Raw genomic sequence first — 15250 nt, forward strand, 5'->3', positions numbered from 1 at the left:
TCGTCCCCACGCTCCGCGTTCAACGCCACATACAAGTCCGCTTTTGATTCTGGCCGGAGGCCGTGGGAGCGAACTTGTTCGCGAAAGGGTCAACATAATCGTCGAAAATGCATCGACTGAAATACCGTCTTCGCGAGCAATGCGGATCGCCGCCCCGGTCGCTCCCACAAAGACTTGTGGATAACGGTGAGCGCTCCGCATTGGCACGGTAGGCAGCTCAGATCACCTCAGCATCCCGCGCAGCACTGTGCAATCCTCCGCATGCCAGTCAGTCAGCTCCGGCCAGGGGTTGTCCTTCAGGTTGACCAGAACAGTCTTGGCGCCCGCCGCACGGCCGCAGTTCAGGTCATGCATGTAGTCGCCGATCATGACCATCTGCTTCGGCTCGACACTCCAGCGAGTGGCCAGTTTCAGCAAACCTGCAGGGTCCGGTTTGGGGGTCGCCTCGTCGCGGCCCAGGACATCCTCGACCGCAAAGCAGTCATCCAGGCCGATAGCCTTCAAGGTGATATACGCCAGCTCCTGAGCGTTACGGGTGAGTATGCCCAGTCGATAACCGCGCGCCGATAACTCGCGAACCAGCTCGACCGCGCCCTCGGCAGGCTGCGAAGCCAGCGCCAGCTCGCGTTCATGCTCCAGCAGCCAGGCGTGCTTGGCCGCCGATTCCTCAGCAGGCAACGCAGCAAGATGCCCGAGAATGTCATCGTCCTGAGGGATGCCCAATTCACGTTTGATGGCCGGGAAGTCGTGGATAGGGACGGTCAAGGTACCGTCCATGTCGAACACCCAGTGCCGTATACCTTCGAGTGTCATGCCCAATCCTTACGATGGCGGATCAGCCCTTCCTGACTGACCGATGCGACCAGTTGCCCGGCGCGGTTGAAGATACTGCCGCGCGAGAAGCCGCGCGAGTTGCCTGCCCAGGGGCTGTCCATCGCGTAGAGCAGCCAGTCATCGGTGCGCAGGTCGTTGTGAAACCACAGCGAATGGTCAAGGCTGGCAACCTGCATATCGCGCTGCCAGACCGTCTTGCCATGTGGCAGCAGCGACGTGGTCAGCAAGTTGAAGTCGGAGGCATAGGCGAGCATGTAACGATGCAGTGCCTGCACGTCCGGGAGGCTGCCATCGGCGCGGAACCACACGTACTTCACGGGCTCGCCGGGCTTGGGATCGTACGGATCCTCGGAGGTCACCGGACGGAACTGGATCGGTTTGGGACGCAGAAACTTGTCGTGCATCGCTTCAGGGATCAGGTGTGCGCGGCGGGTCAGCAACTCGAGCTCGGACGGCAGGTTTTCCGGACCGACAATCTGCGGCATCGGTGCCTGATGCTCGAAGCCCTCTTCATCGTACTGAAACGACGCGCTGCAAGTGAAGATCGGCTTGCCCTTCTGGATGGCAGTGACGCGGCGCGTACTGAAACTGCCGCCGTCACGTACGCGATCCACCTGATAGACCACCGGCAAACCGGCATCGCCGGGACGCAGAAAGTAGCCGTGCAGCGAGTGAACATGACGGTCCTCTTCAACCGTCTGACTGGCGGCAGACAGCGACTGACCCAGCACCTGACCACCAAACAACTGGCGAAAGCCCAGATCCTGGCTGTGCCCGCGGAACAGGTTTTCTTCAATGGCTTCCAGCGTCAGCAGCTCAACCAGATCATCCAGCACTTGGCTCATTCTCATTCCTCTCATACATCGACTTTGCGCTGGTACGGCAACGGCAGTCGCTGCATTTTCCGACAGGCCTCAAGCCCATCCCACTGGAATGGAATGATACAGATTTAAAATGGTTGGCTTAATTCAATCTACACCCTGATCAAGGCTTCAGCGTCTTGAGCCACTGCTCATGACTGATCCGGTACAGCACGTGCGGCTTGAGCGGGTGGCCGTCCTCCAGATTGGGATGATCGAAGTTGCCGGACTCATCCTGCTGCATGCCGATTGCCTGCATGACCTTTTGCGACGGCTGATTATTGACCGCGGTAAACGACACGATCTCCTTCAGCTCCAGGCGTTCGAAACCACAGCCCAGCGCGGTCCAGGCCGCCTCGCTGGCAAAGCCCAGGCCCCAGTGGTCATAAGCCAGCCGCCAACCGATTTCCACAGCGGGCGTAAAAGGTGCCTTGAAACCCACGACATGCAGCCCGGTAAAACCGATGAATTCGCCGGTATCCTTGCGCTCCAGCGCCCAGAACCCGAAGCCCAGCTCGGCAAAATGACCACGCAACCGTCCGATCATGGCAGCACTTTCAAGACGGCTCAGGGGTTGCGGAAAATAGCGCATGACACGAAGGTCCGCACACATGTCGGCGAACGCTGGCAAGTCATCGTCACGCCACTGCCGCATCAGCAGTCGGGCGCTATCAAGCTTGAGTATCGGTTCCATCGATTCCCCCGTGTAACGAGACATGAGTGGGCGTCAGTGCGGGTATCCACTGCGCCACACAACTGGGCGTGCGGATACTTTACTGGCACTATCGGGCTTCGGCCCTTCAACGGACGCAAAATGTCCCTACCGCTTATCTACCACGAAGACTACAGCCCGGATTTCCCGGCTGATCATCGCTTCCCGATGGACAAGTTTCGTTTGTTGCGCGATTACTTGATCGACAGCGGCCTGACCAGTGACGTTCAATTAATGCGTCCCGAGTTGTGCCCGGCGGACATTCTGGCGCTGGCTCACGATCCTTCCTACATTAACCGCTACCTTGACGGCGATCTGTCGCGCGAAGACCAGCGACGTCTGGGGCTGCCGTGGAGCGAGGCTCTGGCACGTCGAACCATCCGTGCGGTGGGCGGCTCACTGCTGACTGCCGAGCAGGCTCTCAAGCATGGTCTGGCCTGCCATCTGGCGGGCGGCACCCACCATGCGCACTATGACTACCCGGCGGGTTTCTGCATTTTCAATGACCTGGCGGTGATCAGTCAGTTCCTGCTGCAAAGCGGCCGCGTGGACAAGGTGCTGATCTTCGACTGCGATGTGCATCAGGGTGACGGCACGGCGCGCATTCTGGCTGATACCGAGGACGCCATTACCGTCTCGCTGCACTGCGAAAAGAACTTTCCGGCACGCAAGGCGCAGAGCGACTGGGACATCCCGCTGCCGATGGGCATGGGCGACGCCGATTACCTCAACGTGGTCGACGACCTGCTCAACTACCTGCTGCCGTTCTACAAGCCGGACCTGGTGCTGTATGACGCAGGGGTCGATGTCCACAAGGATGATGCGCTGGGTTATCTGCAGCTCACCGACCAGGGGCTGGCCAATCGCGACGAAGCGGTGCTGCGTCATTGTCTGGGCCGCGACATTCCGGTCATGGGCGTGATTGGCGGTGGCTACAGCAAGGACCGCCGGGCACTGGCAAGACGCCACGGGATTCTCCACCACAGTGCACAACGGGTCTGGAACGACATGGGCTTGTGACCCCGCTCGGTACTTCGCTTGAGTCGCAGGCCATGACGTGCGCCACACCTTGAAAGAGCGCTCGGGTAGAATGCCCCACCCCTCTGCTATCGATATTTCGCTGACCATGACCGACCTCGCCCCCTCCGCTGCCCGAACCGTCGCCATCATCGGAGGCGGCCCTGCCGGGTTGATGGCAGCAGAAGTATTGAGCCAGGCCGGGCTGAAGGTCGATCTGTACGACGCCATGCCGTCGGTTGGGCGCAAGTTTCTGCTCGCCGGGGTGGGCGGTATGAATATCACCCACTCCGAGCCCTACCCGGCATTTCTGGCGCGCTATGCCGAACGTTCGCCAATGATCGCACCGCTGTTGCGCGGCTTTGACGCTGATGCCCTGTGCCAGTGGATTCATGCGCTGGGTATCGAGACCTTTGTCGGCAGCTCGGGGCGCGTGTTTCCCACAGACATGAAAGCCGCCCCCCTGCTACGCGCATGGCTCAAGCGGCTGCGTGATGCGGGTGTCACGATTCACACGCGGCATCGCTGGTTAGGCTGGAAGGCTGATGGCAGCCTGCGCATCACTCATGCTGACGATGAACTGGCAATCAAACCTGCAGCCACGTTGCTGGCGCTGGGCGGTGCCAGTTGGGCGCGGCTGGGGTCTGACGGGGCCTGGCTGCCATGGCTGCAAGCACAGCAGGTCGAGGTTGCGCCTTTGCAGGCCGCCAACTGTGGTTTCGAGGTGAGCGCCTGGAGCGACCTGCTGCGCGACAAGTTTGCCGGTGCGCCGCTGAAGAATATCGCGATGGGCCTGCATGGCCACGCTCTGCGCCTGGGCGAATGCGTGCTGACTGCGACAGGTGTCGAAGGCAGCCTGGTGTATGCGCTGTCGGCGCTGATTCGTGAACAAATCAACCTGCACGGCTCAGCGGTTGTGGATGTCGATCTGCTGCCCGGCAAAACGCTGTCGGACATTCACAAAGCCCTGAGCAAACCGCGCGGCTCGCGCTCGATGTCCAAGCATTTGCACAGCCAATTGGGGCTGGACGGCGCGAAGGCAGCGCTGCTGCGCGAGCTTGCGCCTCGTGAAGCGTTTGCCGATCCGCTGTTATTGAGCGAGGCGATCAAGGCGTTGCCACTGCCTCTGATCAAACCACGCCCCATCGATGAGGCGATCAGCACCGCAGGGGGCGTCACCTTCGAGGCCATGGACGAACGTCTGATGCTCAGGCAATTGCCAGGCGTATTCTGCGCCGGTGAAATGCTCGACTGGGAAGCGCCAACCGGCGGCTACCTGCTGACCGCCTGCTTCGCCAGCGGCCGCGCTGCGGGGTTGGGGATGGTGGAGTGGCTGAACTCACAGTGATTCCTGTGCGTATGCTCTGCGCTCAGCGTTATACATAAATCCTTCTGTGGGAGTGAGCTTGCTCACGAAGACGATGGTCCTGCCGCCCTACTTCCAAAGTCTGTCATGGCCTCTTAGGGAGCAAGCGAAGCGTCGCCCGGCTCGCTCTCACATGTGTATATCAAGGCTTCTTCTTGCGCGGACCGGTGTTGAAAACCGGGACCTTGCGTACCGGTTTGACCACCGGCGCAGGCTCGGACTCGCCGCTGTCGACCCATTTGCCCAGGTTGCGCTTGCTGCCCGACACTTTGGGTTTTTTCGGTTTCTTGGGCTTTTTCAGGATCTGGCCGCTGGCATCCGTACTCGGCACGCGATGCTCCGGTTCGAAGTCCTGCTCTTCCTTGCGCTCCAGGGTCTGGCGGGTCAGCACTTCGATGGCTGACAGCAACTCGACCTCATCGGCACACACCAGCGAAATCGCCTCGCCCGTCAGCCCCGCACGGCCGGTGCGGCCAATACGGTGAATGTAATCCTCGGCCACGATCGGCAGGTCCAGGTTGACCACAGTCGGCAGGTCATCGATGTCCAGACCGCGCGCCGCCACGTCGGTGGCCACCAGAATCTTCACTTCGTTGCTCTTGAAGCGGTCCAGCGCACGCTGGCGGGTGGCCTGCGGCTTGTCGCCGTGAATACCGTCGGCGTCCATGCCCAGCGCCTGCAAGCGATCCACCAGTTGATCGACGCCAACCCGGGTCTTGGCGAACACCAGCACCTGACCCCAGCAATGTTTCTTCATCAGATGGATGAACAGATCCGCCTTGCGTTTCTTGTCGACGGTCACGACCCATTGCTTGACCGAAGACGCCGCGACGTTGCGCGGGCTGACTTCGATGGTCAGCGGGTCATTGAGCATCTGCGCGGCCAGCAGACGAATCTCGTCGGAGAACGTCGCAGAGAACAGCAAGGTCTGGCGCTGCTTGGGCAGCACGGCATAGATACCGCGCAATTCCTCGGCAAAGCCCAGGTCGAGCATACGGTCAGCTTCATCGAGGATCAGCGTCTGCAACTGGGAGAACTTGACCGCGTTCTGACGATGCAGATCGAGCAAGCGACCGGGGGTCGCGACCAGCACGTCCACGCCCCTGCGCAGCTTCATCATCTGCGGATTGATGCTCACGCCGCCGTAAGCCGCGTAGGTGGTCAGCGGCAGGTGCTCGGCGTACTGACGAATACTTTCGTGAACCTGATCGGCCAGCTCGCGAGTCGGCGCCAGCACCAGCGCGCGAATTGAGTTGGGAGCGACTTTCGGGCCTTCCATGGTCAGCCGTTGCAGCAGCGGCAGAGCAAAACCTGCAGTCTTGCCGGTGCCGGTCTGCGCAGCTGCCATCAGATCGCGGCCCGCCAGTACCGGAGGAATTGCCTGGGTCTGTACAGGCGTCGGAGTCTGGTAACCGAGCGCTTCGAGGGCGCGCAGCAAGGGTTCGATCAGGCCGAGAGAGGCGAATGTCATGGTAATACCGTAGGAAAGATTCAACGCAAGGCGCGCAGTTTAACCTGTCCGGCGCGCCTCGGTTAGCTTGTGCGTGTCGATACGACCTCTTGCGGCGGCAACCTGCGCCATTGCGGCAGGCCAATCAGCACGACGGCGCTGATGATCACCACCATGGCCATGCACTCTTCGACACCGATCGTTTCGCCAGCGAACACCACGCCGAGCATCACTGCCACGGCCGGGTTGACGTAGGCGTAGCTGGTCGCCGCAGCCGGGCGCACGTTCTTGAGCAAGTACATATAAGCGCTGAACGCGACGATAGAGCCGAACACCACCAGATACAGCAGCGCACCCCAGCCCGCCGCCGTCGGCATATGCGCCAGACGCTCGCCACTCAAGGCACTGCCGATCAGCAGCGTCGCTCCCGCCGTGATCATTTCCGCCGCACTGGCCATCGGGCCTTTCGGCAACGGCAGGTGCTTGCTCAGCACCGAACCGAACGCCCAGGCTGCGGCGGCAAAGATCACCACGGCGGCGCCATAAGGGCTGGCCTGCAAATTGGAGCCGAGGTTCAGCAGGCCGATGCCGATCAGACCCAGCACGATGCCCGCCCACTCAAGGTTAGTGGTGCGATTGCCCCAGAACAGGCCGAACAGCAGGGTAAACAGCGGCATGGTCGCCACAGCCAGTGCTGCAACGCCTGATGCAACGCCTGCGTGTTCAGCCAGGGTCACACCGCCGTTACCGCAGGCCAGCAGCAGGAAGCCGATCACGAACGCGGCTTTCCACTCGCGCCAGGTCGGCGCGGGCACGCCGCGAAACCGCAGAAAGCCATACATCAGGCAGCCGGCAATCAGAAAGCGCACACCCGCCATCATCAACGGTGGCCATGACTCCACACCAATGCGGATCACCAGATAGGTAGAACCCCAGATCAGGTACAAGGCCAGAAAGGCACCGATGAGCAAAGGTGAAACACGAACGGACTGAGGCATGGCAAGGCTCTGGGATCATTGTTATGGTTGACCTATTGTATGAAGGCCCAAGGCAGATATTAAGCAGACAAACCTGTTTAAACCGCGCTGAAACTTACGATTCAATGCTTGTAAGACCTGCTTTCCTTTTATTTTAAAATTGCCCACCGTACGGTACGAGGCACGCCATGACCCTGGATAAATACGATCGGATTCTGCTCGATGAGCTGCTGAAAAATGGCCGGGCGTCTTTTGCGCAGCTGGCGAAACTGGTCAATCTGTCCGCGCCCGCCGTGGCCGAGCGGGTCGCCAAGCTGGAGGCCAGTGGTGTGATTACCGGCTACGAAGCGAAGGTTGACCTGTCGAAAGTCGGCTTGCCGATTCAGTGCCTGATCGAGTTGCGCATGGGCAGTCACGGCAATCAGCAGGCGTACAAGGAACTGTGGAAAGTCCCCGAACTGATCCAGTGCTACCGGGTGACGGGCGACCCGTGTGTGATCATGCGCGCGGCGGTCGATTCGATGCCGCACCTGGAAGACCTGATCAACCGGATCGCCAAGTTTGGCTTCAGCAAGACATCAATCGTGCTGTCGACAGCCGTGGAACGCAGCCTGCCGGCCGATTACTTGATCAGCAACGGCAAGCAGGAGCACTGACAGGTCAGATGCCGCGCTGACGCTTCAGCGTTTCGCTGATCTTCGCGGCCGGGACTTTCTGCAGGGAGCACAGCATCTGGTGAGAAATGGCAGAGATGCCGTGGGTCTGGCGCAATTCGTTGGTCAGGTACGCCGTCAGGTTGGCCGCCATTTCCGCATCGGCCATCGCCCGGTGAGCCTTGCCGGTGTCGGGCAGGCGCGCATAGCGGGTCAACGTGCCGAGCTTGTGGTTCGGTGCGCCGGGCATCAGGCGTCGGGCCAGCAACAGCGAACAGGCAAAGCTCTGTTCGCGCGTGCGCTCGATACGCGACAACTCGTAATCCCAGAACTTCTGGTCGAACGAAGCGTTGTGCGCAACCAGCGGTGTCGAGCCGACGAAATCCGCCACATCGCCCATCACCCGCTCGGCGCTGGGGGCGGTACGAATCATGTTGTTGCTGATGCCGGTCAACCCTTCGATGAACGCAGGAATACGCACGCCGGCATTCATCAAGCTCTGAAAACGCTCGACGATACGCCCCTGCTCCATGATCACCACCGCAATCTCGGTCGCCCGGCAGCTATGGCCTGGGGAGATACCGGTGGTTTCAAAGTCGATGACTGCAATACGTTCCAACACTGGCCTGGCCCTGTAAATTCATTTCAACAACAACGCGCCTTCGATCGGCACGTAACGGCTGGCGGCGCGGATCAACGAGTTCGCGGTCAGCCCCGGTACGCCGTAGGCGACGGCCTCGACCCCATGCTTGCTGATCACGCGTTCGAGCAACATGTCGAAATCGCCATCACCCGACGCCAGCACGATTTCGTCCACTTGCGGCGCGAAATCCATGATATCGATGGTGATGCCGACATCCCAGTCCCCTTTGGCCGAACCGTCGCTGCGCTGGATGTACGGCTTGAGCCTGACGGTGAACCCCAGATTGCGCAGGATCTGCTGGAACTGCTGTTGCTTGCTGTCGCCACGATCAATGGCATACGCAAACGCGTGAACGATCTCGCCGCGCTTGCTGATATCCGCCCACAAGGCGGCGTAATTGAAATGACAGCCATGCGCCTGGCGCACGGTGTAATACAGGTTCTGCACGTCGGCGAACACCGCGATCTTCTTCACCGCAATTCCTCATGGCGGGCAACATGCCCACGGGTTACAGCGATCCGGAACGTGAATCGGCGCCCAGTATGCCAGTTTGAGGAAGGAATTGAGGGATGGATCGGTACCGGCCGCTGCGAAGCCCGCGCGGCATGGCACAGATTATCGTTCCCACGCTCCAGCGCTCATCGTTATACACAAGTCTGCTCTTGATTCTGGCCGCAGGCCGTGGGAGCGAGCTTGCTCGCGAAGAGGCCGGTAACCCCTGAAAATGGAGCATCTGTACCATCGTATTCGTGAGCAAAGCGGATCGCCGCCCCCGACCTGCGGGCAGAAGCCCGAAAGTCACGCTTTTCGGGCTCTTGGAGATTTGTGCATAACGATGAGCGCTGGAACGTGAAGAACGACCGTCACGTCCTCAAACGAACGAATCATCGTCCGAGAACATGTCACCACCATCGTCGAAACTGTCGTCAGCCGTGTACTGCTGATCCGGCTGTCCCCAACCGCCCTGATCATTGAACGAGCCGGTGTCCTGAGCCTGTGGCGCGTCGTGAATGACTTCGACGATCTCCTGCGGCTGGCTGTGGTGGCTGAACATGCTGCTGATACCCTCTGCCAGCAGCACACCGCCCGCTACACCGGCCGCGGTCTTCAGCGCCCCGCCAAGAAAGCCGCTGCCGGCAGCCGGAGCAGGCGCGGCATAACCGCCCTGTGGCGCTGCGGGCGCAGGTGCAGGATTGAAACCACCACCATCACGCCAGCCGCCACTGGAAGGCTGGCTCGGTTGCGGCTGCGAGGCGCGCGGTGCGCTGCTGCCAAAGATACTCGACAAAAACCCGCCACTCGCTGGCGCGGACGAGGACTGCCCCTTGGCCTGCTGAAGCTCGGCCTGCAACTGCTGAATCTGCTCATCACGCTGTTTTACCTGCTGATTGAGCTGATTGACGGCTGCTTCCTGAACCAGAATCGCCTGCGTCATGTAGTACGGCGCAGCGGGCTGGCGGGTCAGATGCTCCTTGATACGCGCCTCGGCCGCAGCATCTCGCGGGGCGGATGCCGTTTCAGCGTCTTTCAGTTTCGAGAAAAGACCATCAATCAGGGTTTGCTCTTCGCTGTTCATGACCACCTCACTGAGTTGCCACTGGAATTCTTCCCTGCCGCAATAGCAGGACCATGTGCAGAAAATGGGGCCTCATCGACGCGCTTCAATGACATGAAGAAAAAGATAACAAGCCGTGCGCCGAAAACCACTGCGCTTGGTTAGACAGGGGCCATGGGCTAAAGTGTGCGCCTGCTTTTAGCCTGCGATCTATCTCCATGAACCCGTTGAACATCATCCAGGATTCGCTTTATTTCTTTCGGCGTAATCTGGGCAGCATCGCGCTGCTGTGCCTGCCTGTCGTGATCCTTGAAGTGCTGGCCAAACAAGCGCTGGGCAGCGCCATGTCTGCCGACACTTCGCCTGCCTATGCATTGGTGATCGGACTGTTCTTCTACCCTGTTTATACAGCCGCGCTGATCCTGTTTCTCGACGCACGCAGCCGTGGCGAGGACGTACACACCCGCGATGTACTGGCCATGGCCGTGCGCCTGTGGCCGACCTTCGCCGTGCTGTCGGCCAGCTTCCTGCAGCTGTTCACCACCATCGTGACGTTCCGCCTGTTCATGCTGATCAGCGAGCCCGCACACCGCGCCTGAAGCAAAGGCTGACGTCAGGCGCGTCGATTCGGTATGCTCAACGCCGAATCCCTCACTGAGCGCCAGGCGCTCCAAGTCGAGCCGATGCCCCGTTTACTGCTACGTCTGACCCTGTACGGCTTGCTGCTGGTCGCCGTATTGCTGTTGCTGGTTTTCCAACTGACCTGGCGCCCTCCAGCCCGTGAATTACTCACGGCGAGCTGCAACCCAGCGGTCGAAGCACCGAAACTGGTGCCGGGGCAAGCGCTGAAAGTCATGACCTGGAACATCCAGTACCTGGCGGGTAAACGCTATGTGTTCTGGTACGACATGGCCGACGGCAGCGGCCCGGACGAACGCCCGACCCATGAAGACCTTGCCTACAATCTGGATGAAGTGGCGCGGGTCATCCGTGACGAACAACCCGACATCGTGCTGCTGCAAGGCGTCGACGATGGTGCCAAGAACTCCGATTATCAGGATCAACTGGCGCTGATCAAGGAGCGTGTCGCGGACCTCTACCCGTGCAGCACGCAGGCGTTCTACTGGAAGGCAGAGTTCGTACCCAACCCGCATATCTGGGGCAGCGTCGGCAGAAAACTCGCGACCCTCAGCCGCTTCCACATCGACAGCGCCGAACGTATACAACTGCCGGTGCCCGACGCCAACATCATCAGCCGTCAGTTCCAGCCAAAAGATGCCTTGCTGGTCAGCTACCTGCCCTTGCGTGACGGCGGCAAACTGGCCGTCATCAACACCAGCCTGACCACCGCCAGACACGCCGGCGACACCGCACAAAAACAGGTCGCGGCCACTGAAACGCAGCTGGACAAGCTGGAAAGCGGCGGCACGCCCTGGCTGATCGGCGGCGACTTCAACCTGCTGCCGCTGGGCCAATACCTGCGCCTCCCCGAGCAACAGCGTCTTGGCTACACCGCCGACAGCGAACTGCACGCGCTGTGGGACAAATACCCGATGATCCCCGACAACGCCGAATCCAGCGGCATCGACCGCAGCAAATGGCTGACGCGCTTCCCCAACGACAGCCGCATCAACGGGCCGGACCGGACGGTGGATTACCTGTTTTACAGCCCGAGTTTGAAGCGAGTGAGTGCGAGGGTGCGCAGGGATGACACGTTGTTGATCTCTGATCACTTGCCGGTGATCGGGCGGTTTTTGTTGCCGGTGGTGCCTTGAGGGAGCGAGCAGCATTCAGGTTTCAATACTCTGGCTGGCCACCAAACTTTCGAATAGCGCCCTCACAGCCGACAGTGTCAAAACAGTTTGAACCGTTTCTGAGCGCGTTCGCCTAATGATTAGCCTGTGCATACTTCCATGGGCGACGTGCCAATACCGGCATACACCAAAGGGTGATCAACGTGGCTAAAGACGACAAGAAAAGCAAAGACGAAGCCTCAAAAGCCAGCAAGGATCTGAAAGACAAGAAAGCATCACCGGCAAAGAAATCTGAAGCGGCCTCGACGCTTTCCAAGTCTTCCGAAAAGAAAGACAAGAAAAAAGACGCCGAGCCAAAGAAAGCTGCCAAAAAAGCTGATAGCAAGCCAGAAAAGGCCAAGAAATCAGAAAAGGCTGAAAAGCCGGCTAAAAAGAAAAAGTGACATCTGCTACCTGCCAGGGCTTTGCGCCCTGGCGTTCTCTGGGTATCTGAATATCCAACATTTGATCAGGTGTTCAACACCCGGCACTTTGAATAGCAAGAGTTCGATGCTAAAGCACCGACCAGATTGGCATTCAAGCCTTCACATCACCCACCATCGTATCGAGGGCCTCCTCGAACTTCGATAGCTCTATTTCTAGCCCAGCTCCGTAAACAGCTGTGCCGCGCGCGCAGTCGATAGCGACGGCTATTCCGGTCCCGGTGAGCCCTCCGGGGTATTTGCGTAGTTTCAGCTCGACTCTTGTCGCATCCAGCCAGATTGCTCGATCCGCTGTCCAGAGGCTGCTTTTAAAAGAAAAGACACAACAGTTTTGCTGTGTATCGATGATGACGGGCGGAAAAACCCAGTGTGAATTGCCCGCTTCCCACGGTGTTGCCTCGAGCCGATAGCGGCCGTCAGGTGACAGGGCGAGGGTTTCGATGTCTTCGACGTACATAGAACCAACCTCATGACGCGGTATGCTCACTTGAGCAATTGACGAACAAACATGCGGTTTTCAGGACTCACGCTTGATCCGAAGCCGATGACAGTCTGCTGAAGTCAACACCTTACCGGTTTTCGAGCGAACCAGGAGAGTGTCCACAGGCTGCGACGATTCGTTATCCAGCAGTACCGAATGAGTATCGCCCTTGCTGAACAGAAAGCGTTCGCCCCACTGGCGCATGCTTACTACAACAGGAAATACGGCGTGCCCCATCTCGGTAAGCACGTACTCCTTGTAAGCACTGCCATCCGACGCTGGCTGCACATCAAACACTCCTAGCTCGACCAGCAGCTTGAGCCTTGCAGCAAGTATGTTCCTGGCCAGCCCGAGGTTTTTCTGGAACTCGCTGAAACGGCGAACGTCGTCAAAGGCCTCTCGGAGGATCATCAATACCCAGCGATCTCCAATAGCCTCGAGCGCGCGAGCCACCGGACATTCGCTTTGCGCCATCAACTTCTGTCTGGCCATGTATCTCCGACGTCAGGCGCCAAATAGTGTGCAGAAGACATTGTGTCGAGTAAATGCGAACCCACAACAGTAGTTGCAAATTAAAACCAGCGCTGCTAAAAATCAACACCTGGTTTCAATTAGAAACTATATCAAGGACGAATGATGATGCTTCTACTCGTTGGGCAGCGGCAGCGGCAGCGGCGTCGGCGTCGGCGTCGGCGCCCTTGGCGGCCACTTACACTTATGCGAAGTCTTGCTGGGTCGCTGCATGTCTGCCGGCTGCAGCCATCAGCGGTATTGCGCTGCTGTACTGGGCGTAGCTGCAAATTCCCTCAGTGATTCATGACAAGGCAAATCATCAATGAAACCATTGCACATAGCGCTGGCTGTGCTGGTCATGGCCATCTGGGGAATCAACTTCTCAGTGATCAAACTGGGGCTGACAAACGTCGATCCACTCATTCTGGCAGGCCTGCGCTTTAGTCTTTGCGCCCTGCCAGCGATCTTTTTTGTCCGTAGGCCCGATGTGCCCTGGCGATATCTCATCGGTTATGGGCTGGTCTTCGGCATCGGGCTATGGGGAATAGTCAATCTGGGAATCAAAGCCGGGCTCTCGGCCGGGATCGCTTCGCTAGTACTGCAGTTCAGCGCGTTCTTCAGCATCCTGCTAGGCAGTTGGGTATTCAGGGAAGCACTGAACCGGTTCCAGATATTGGGCATGCTCATTGCGCTCAGCGGTCTGCTCAGCGTCATAGTGATCAGCGACGGCTCGGTCAGCCCTCTCGGCATGCTGCTGGTGCTGGTGGGCGCGTTGTCCATGAGTGTCGCCAACATCATTAACAAAAAGGCCAATACCAGGGATGTCTTTGCTTTTCTGGTATGGTCCAGCGCCTTCTCGCCTATTCCCCTGTTCGCCCTTGATTACGCCATTAACGGCAGCGTCGGCTACATCATGTTTGTGAACCATATCGGCGCCACCGCAGTACTGTCGATTCTGTTTCAGGTCTATCCCAACACCCTGTTCGCCTACTGGATATGGAACTCGTTGCTAAAGACCTATCCCATTTCAACTGTGGCTCCGCTGTCGCTGTTGGTGCCGATTTTCGGGATGCTGGGCTCGGTCGTGATATTCAACGAGCATATGTCGACGGGCAAGGTACTGGCGGTGCTTTTGATTGTTACGGGACTGAGCGTTGGGTTGTATGGAAGACGGATTTTTGATGGGTTGATTGGGCGGGACGGCAGAGTTTTGAGGTGACAGGTTGAGCCGGTTATCCACGCAGGGGCCTGAGCTTGAACGGGTAGATAGCCCCCTGCGATTTTCTTGCTCGCGCTTCGGCGGGCGGTTTGGAAAGGCCTGTCCTCAAACTATCGCTATTGCCCTTACGCCTGATGCGTCAAGGAAGACTCCAGAGAGCGTCCGGCCTACTAAGGCGTAGCCAGCGTTTGGCCCTCCTACGTCCCCCTAGGCTTGACCCGAGCCGTAGCCTCCGCCACCAATGGATCATCCGGCCAGTAATGGTTGTTATCACATAGGCCCATTCCCCATTGACTCACCCAAGACCAATGAATACGGGACTGCCACAAGTCGCGTTCGGAATCCGATTGACAGTCAATACTAAAGCTTTAGATTGACAGCCTCCGTGGTTTTTTTGGCATTGATTGACACCTACTCAAGTACGAGGTGTAACGATGCTCGCTGAGGCTTGACACTCTGAGCCGAGTCGAGCGATACGATCGCGTAGATAAATACAGTGGCTACTCAGTTAAAAAGCGCGCAAAAGGCGCTTACGCAGAAATTCTTTAACTAACATATAAGCAATGAGTTGAAAATGCACAATGGGTGACTAACGGTGCCATGAAGAACTGCTCGTCGAACGAAGCCATTGATTTCCGGCAAGAAAATATCATTACCGGCCAATTGCTTTCTTCGCTGGAAAATATATGCACAGACATAGTCTGGGGGGGCGGGGGGGGGGGGGGGGGGGGGGG

The 15250-nt window shown here is 58.8% G+C and carries 17 protein-coding genes; 7 read left to right on the forward strand and 10 right to left on the reverse strand.

What is annotated here, in order from left to right; genetic code table 11:
* Positions 1 to 222: 222 nt before the first annotated feature.
* From ACW55A_RS09890 to ACW55A_RS09900, 3 genes are all read right to left on the reverse strand, one after another.
* Positions 223 to 813: an HAD family hydrolase gene (locus ACW55A_RS09890; RefSeq protein WP_003431646.1), complete on the reverse strand. Its 591-nt coding sequence runs from the start codon at positions 811 to 813 to the stop codon at positions 223 to 225.
* Entirely contained in the window at positions 810 to 1679 is an 870-nt protein-coding gene (tesB, locus tag ACW55A_RS09895) for an acyl-CoA thioesterase II (RefSeq protein WP_003368725.1), read from the reverse strand. The genes ACW55A_RS09890 and tesB overlap by 4 nt, the downstream gene beginning before the upstream one ends.
* Positions 1680 to 1818: 139 nt before the next feature.
* Positions 1819 to 2388 (reverse strand): GNAT family N-acetyltransferase, encoded by a 570-nt coding sequence (locus tag ACW55A_RS09900; protein ID WP_003368726.1) that lies wholly within the window; start codon positions 2386 to 2388, stop codon positions 1819 to 1821.
* Positions 2389 to 2508: 120 nt separating this feature from the next.
* On the opposite strand from ACW55A_RS09900, the gene ACW55A_RS09905 reads away from it, so the two are divergent.
* Both ACW55A_RS09905 and ACW55A_RS09910 read left to right on the forward strand, forming a co-directional pair.
* Entirely contained in the window at positions 2509 to 3426 is a 918-nt protein-coding gene (locus ACW55A_RS09905) for a histone deacetylase family protein (protein ID WP_054081982.1), read from the forward strand.
* Between the two features lie 70 nt (positions 3427 to 3496).
* Complete coding sequence (locus tag ACW55A_RS09910; RefSeq protein ID WP_498810857.1) at positions 3497 to 4771, forward strand: TIGR03862 family flavoprotein; 1275 nt, start codon at positions 3497 to 3499, stop codon at positions 4769 to 4771.
* Between the two features lie 160 nt (positions 4772 to 4931).
* On the opposite strand, the gene rhlE1 is transcribed toward ACW55A_RS09910, so the two are convergent.
* Positions 4932 to 6260, reverse strand: a complete 1329-nt coding sequence (rhlE1, locus tag ACW55A_RS09915; protein ID WP_498810856.1) for an RNA helicase RhlE1 — start codon at positions 6258 to 6260, stop codon at positions 4932 to 4934.
* A gap of 62 nt (positions 6261 to 6322) precedes the next feature.
* Positions 6323 to 7237 carry a drug/metabolite exporter YedA gene (yedA, locus tag ACW55A_RS09920; protein WP_122265582.1) on the reverse strand — a complete coding sequence of 305 codons (915 nt, stop codon included), beginning with the start codon at positions 7235 to 7237 and terminating at the stop codon, positions 6323 to 6325.
* Positions 7238 to 7404: 167 nt separating this feature from the next.
* Between yedA and ACW55A_RS09925 the strand changes: the two genes are divergently transcribed.
* The gene (locus tag ACW55A_RS09925; RefSeq protein ID WP_003368733.1) at positions 7405 to 7872 is read left to right on the forward strand and encodes an Lrp/AsnC family transcriptional regulator; all 468 of its coding nucleotides are present in this window, start codon (positions 7405 to 7407) and stop codon (positions 7870 to 7872) included.
* A 4-nt stretch (positions 7873 to 7876) separates the two neighbouring features.
* Here ACW55A_RS09925 and ACW55A_RS09930 read toward each other — a convergent pair whose 3' ends face one another.
* The 3 genes from ACW55A_RS09930 to ACW55A_RS09940 all read right to left on the reverse strand — a co-directional run bounded on the left by ACW55A_RS09930 (position 7877) and on the right by ACW55A_RS09940 (position 10088).
* Positions 7877 to 8491: a 3'-5' exonuclease gene (locus ACW55A_RS09930; protein WP_498810855.1), complete on the reverse strand. Its 615-nt coding sequence runs from the start codon at positions 8489 to 8491 to the stop codon at positions 7877 to 7879.
* An 18-nt stretch (positions 8492 to 8509) separates the two neighbouring features.
* Positions 8510 to 8986, reverse strand: a complete 477-nt coding sequence (locus tag ACW55A_RS09935) for an NYN domain-containing protein (RefSeq protein ID WP_003313837.1) — start codon at positions 8984 to 8986, stop codon at positions 8510 to 8512.
* Positions 8987 to 9383: 397 nt separating this feature from the next.
* A complete protein-coding gene (locus ACW55A_RS09940) occupies positions 9384 to 10088 on the reverse strand; it encodes a DUF2076 domain-containing protein (RefSeq protein WP_058417062.1) in 705 nt (234 codons plus the stop codon).
* A gap of 197 nt (positions 10089 to 10285) precedes the next feature.
* On the opposite strand from ACW55A_RS09940, the gene ACW55A_RS09945 reads away from it, so the two are divergent.
* The 3 genes from ACW55A_RS09945 (at position 10286) to ACW55A_RS09955 (ending at position 12264) form a co-directional block, all read left to right on the forward strand.
* Positions 10286 to 10666, forward strand: coding sequence for a hypothetical protein (locus ACW55A_RS09945; protein WP_498810854.1), 381 nt, complete (start codon positions 10286 to 10288; stop codon positions 10664 to 10666).
* An 84-nt stretch (positions 10667 to 10750) separates the two neighbouring features.
* Positions 10751 to 11842: an endonuclease/exonuclease/phosphatase family protein gene (locus ACW55A_RS09950; protein WP_498810853.1), complete on the forward strand. Its 1092-nt coding sequence runs from the start codon at positions 10751 to 10753 to the stop codon at positions 11840 to 11842.
* 182 nt (positions 11843 to 12024) lie between these two features.
* Entirely contained in the window at positions 12025 to 12264 is a 240-nt protein-coding gene (locus ACW55A_RS09955; protein WP_003431655.1) for a hypothetical protein, read from the forward strand.
* A 133-nt stretch (positions 12265 to 12397) separates the two neighbouring features.
* Here the strand turns inward: ACW55A_RS09955 and ACW55A_RS09960 are convergent, their stop codons facing one another.
* Positions 12398 to 12760: a hypothetical protein gene (locus ACW55A_RS09960; RefSeq protein ID WP_498810852.1), complete on the reverse strand. Its 363-nt coding sequence runs from the start codon at positions 12758 to 12760 to the stop codon at positions 12398 to 12400.
* Between the two features lie 60 nt (positions 12761 to 12820).
* Positions 12821 to 13276 carry a winged helix-turn-helix transcriptional regulator gene (locus ACW55A_RS09965; protein ID WP_044309413.1) on the reverse strand — a complete coding sequence of 152 codons (456 nt, stop codon included), beginning with the start codon at positions 13274 to 13276 and terminating at the stop codon, positions 12821 to 12823.
* Between the two features lie 343 nt (positions 13277 to 13619).
* Between ACW55A_RS09965 and ACW55A_RS09970 the strand changes: the two genes are divergently transcribed.
* The gene (locus tag ACW55A_RS09970) at positions 13620 to 14516 is read left to right on the forward strand and encodes an EamA family transporter (RefSeq protein ID WP_498810851.1); all 897 of its coding nucleotides are present in this window, start codon (positions 13620 to 13622) and stop codon (positions 14514 to 14516) included.
* Positions 14517 to 15250 lie beyond the last annotated feature (734 nt).

The organism is Plantibacter cousiniae (nom. nud.) (genome assembly GCF_977070315.1).

What these genes read in the sequence shown, in the direction of transcription:
- ACW55A_RS09965 (WP_044309413.1), bottom strand. Translation starts at nt 13,276, where the DNA reads ATGGCCAGACAGAAGTTGATGGCGCAAAGCGAATGTCCGGTGGCTCGC.
- ACW55A_RS09960 (WP_498810852.1), bottom strand. Translation starts at nt 12,760, where the DNA reads ATGTACGTCGAAGACATCGAAACCCTCGCCCTGTCACCTGACGGCCGC.
- ACW55A_RS09890 (WP_003431646.1), bottom strand. Translation starts at nt 813, where the DNA reads ATGACACTCGAAGGTATACGGCACTGGGTGTTCGACATGGACGGTACC.
- yedA (WP_122265582.1), bottom strand. Translation starts at nt 7,237, where the DNA reads ATGCCTCAGTCCGTTCGTGTTTCACCTTTGCTCATCGGTGCCTTTCTG.
- ACW55A_RS09925 (WP_003368733.1), top strand. Translation starts at nt 7,405, where the DNA reads ATGACCCTGGATAAATACGATCGGATTCTGCTCGATGAGCTGCTGAAA.
- ACW55A_RS09900 (WP_003368726.1), bottom strand. Translation starts at nt 2,388, where the DNA reads ATGGAACCGATACTCAAGCTTGATAGCGCCCGACTGCTGATGCGGCAG.
- ACW55A_RS09940 (WP_058417062.1), bottom strand. Translation starts at nt 10,088, where the DNA reads ATGAACAGCGAAGAGCAAACCCTGATTGATGGTCTTTTCTCGAAACTG.
- ACW55A_RS09910 (WP_498810857.1), top strand. Translation starts at nt 3,497, where the DNA reads ATGCCCCACCCCTCTGCTATCGATATTTCGCTGACCATGACCGACCTC.
- ACW55A_RS09970 (WP_498810851.1), top strand. Translation starts at nt 13,620, where the DNA reads ATGAAACCATTGCACATAGCGCTGGCTGTGCTGGTCATGGCCATCTGG.
- ACW55A_RS09905 (WP_054081982.1), top strand. Translation starts at nt 2,509, where the DNA reads ATGTCCCTACCGCTTATCTACCACGAAGACTACAGCCCGGATTTCCCG.
- ACW55A_RS09945 (WP_498810854.1), top strand. Translation starts at nt 10,286, where the DNA reads ATGAACCCGTTGAACATCATCCAGGATTCGCTTTATTTCTTTCGGCGT.
- rhlE1 (WP_498810856.1), bottom strand. Translation starts at nt 6,260, where the DNA reads ATGACATTCGCCTCTCTCGGCCTGATCGAACCCTTGCTGCGCGCCCTC.
- tesB (WP_003368725.1), bottom strand. Translation starts at nt 1,679, where the DNA reads ATGAGCCAAGTGCTGGATGATCTGGTTGAGCTGCTGACGCTGGAAGCC.
- ACW55A_RS09950 (WP_498810853.1), top strand. Translation starts at nt 10,751, where the DNA reads ATGCCCCGTTTACTGCTACGTCTGACCCTGTACGGCTTGCTGCTGGTC.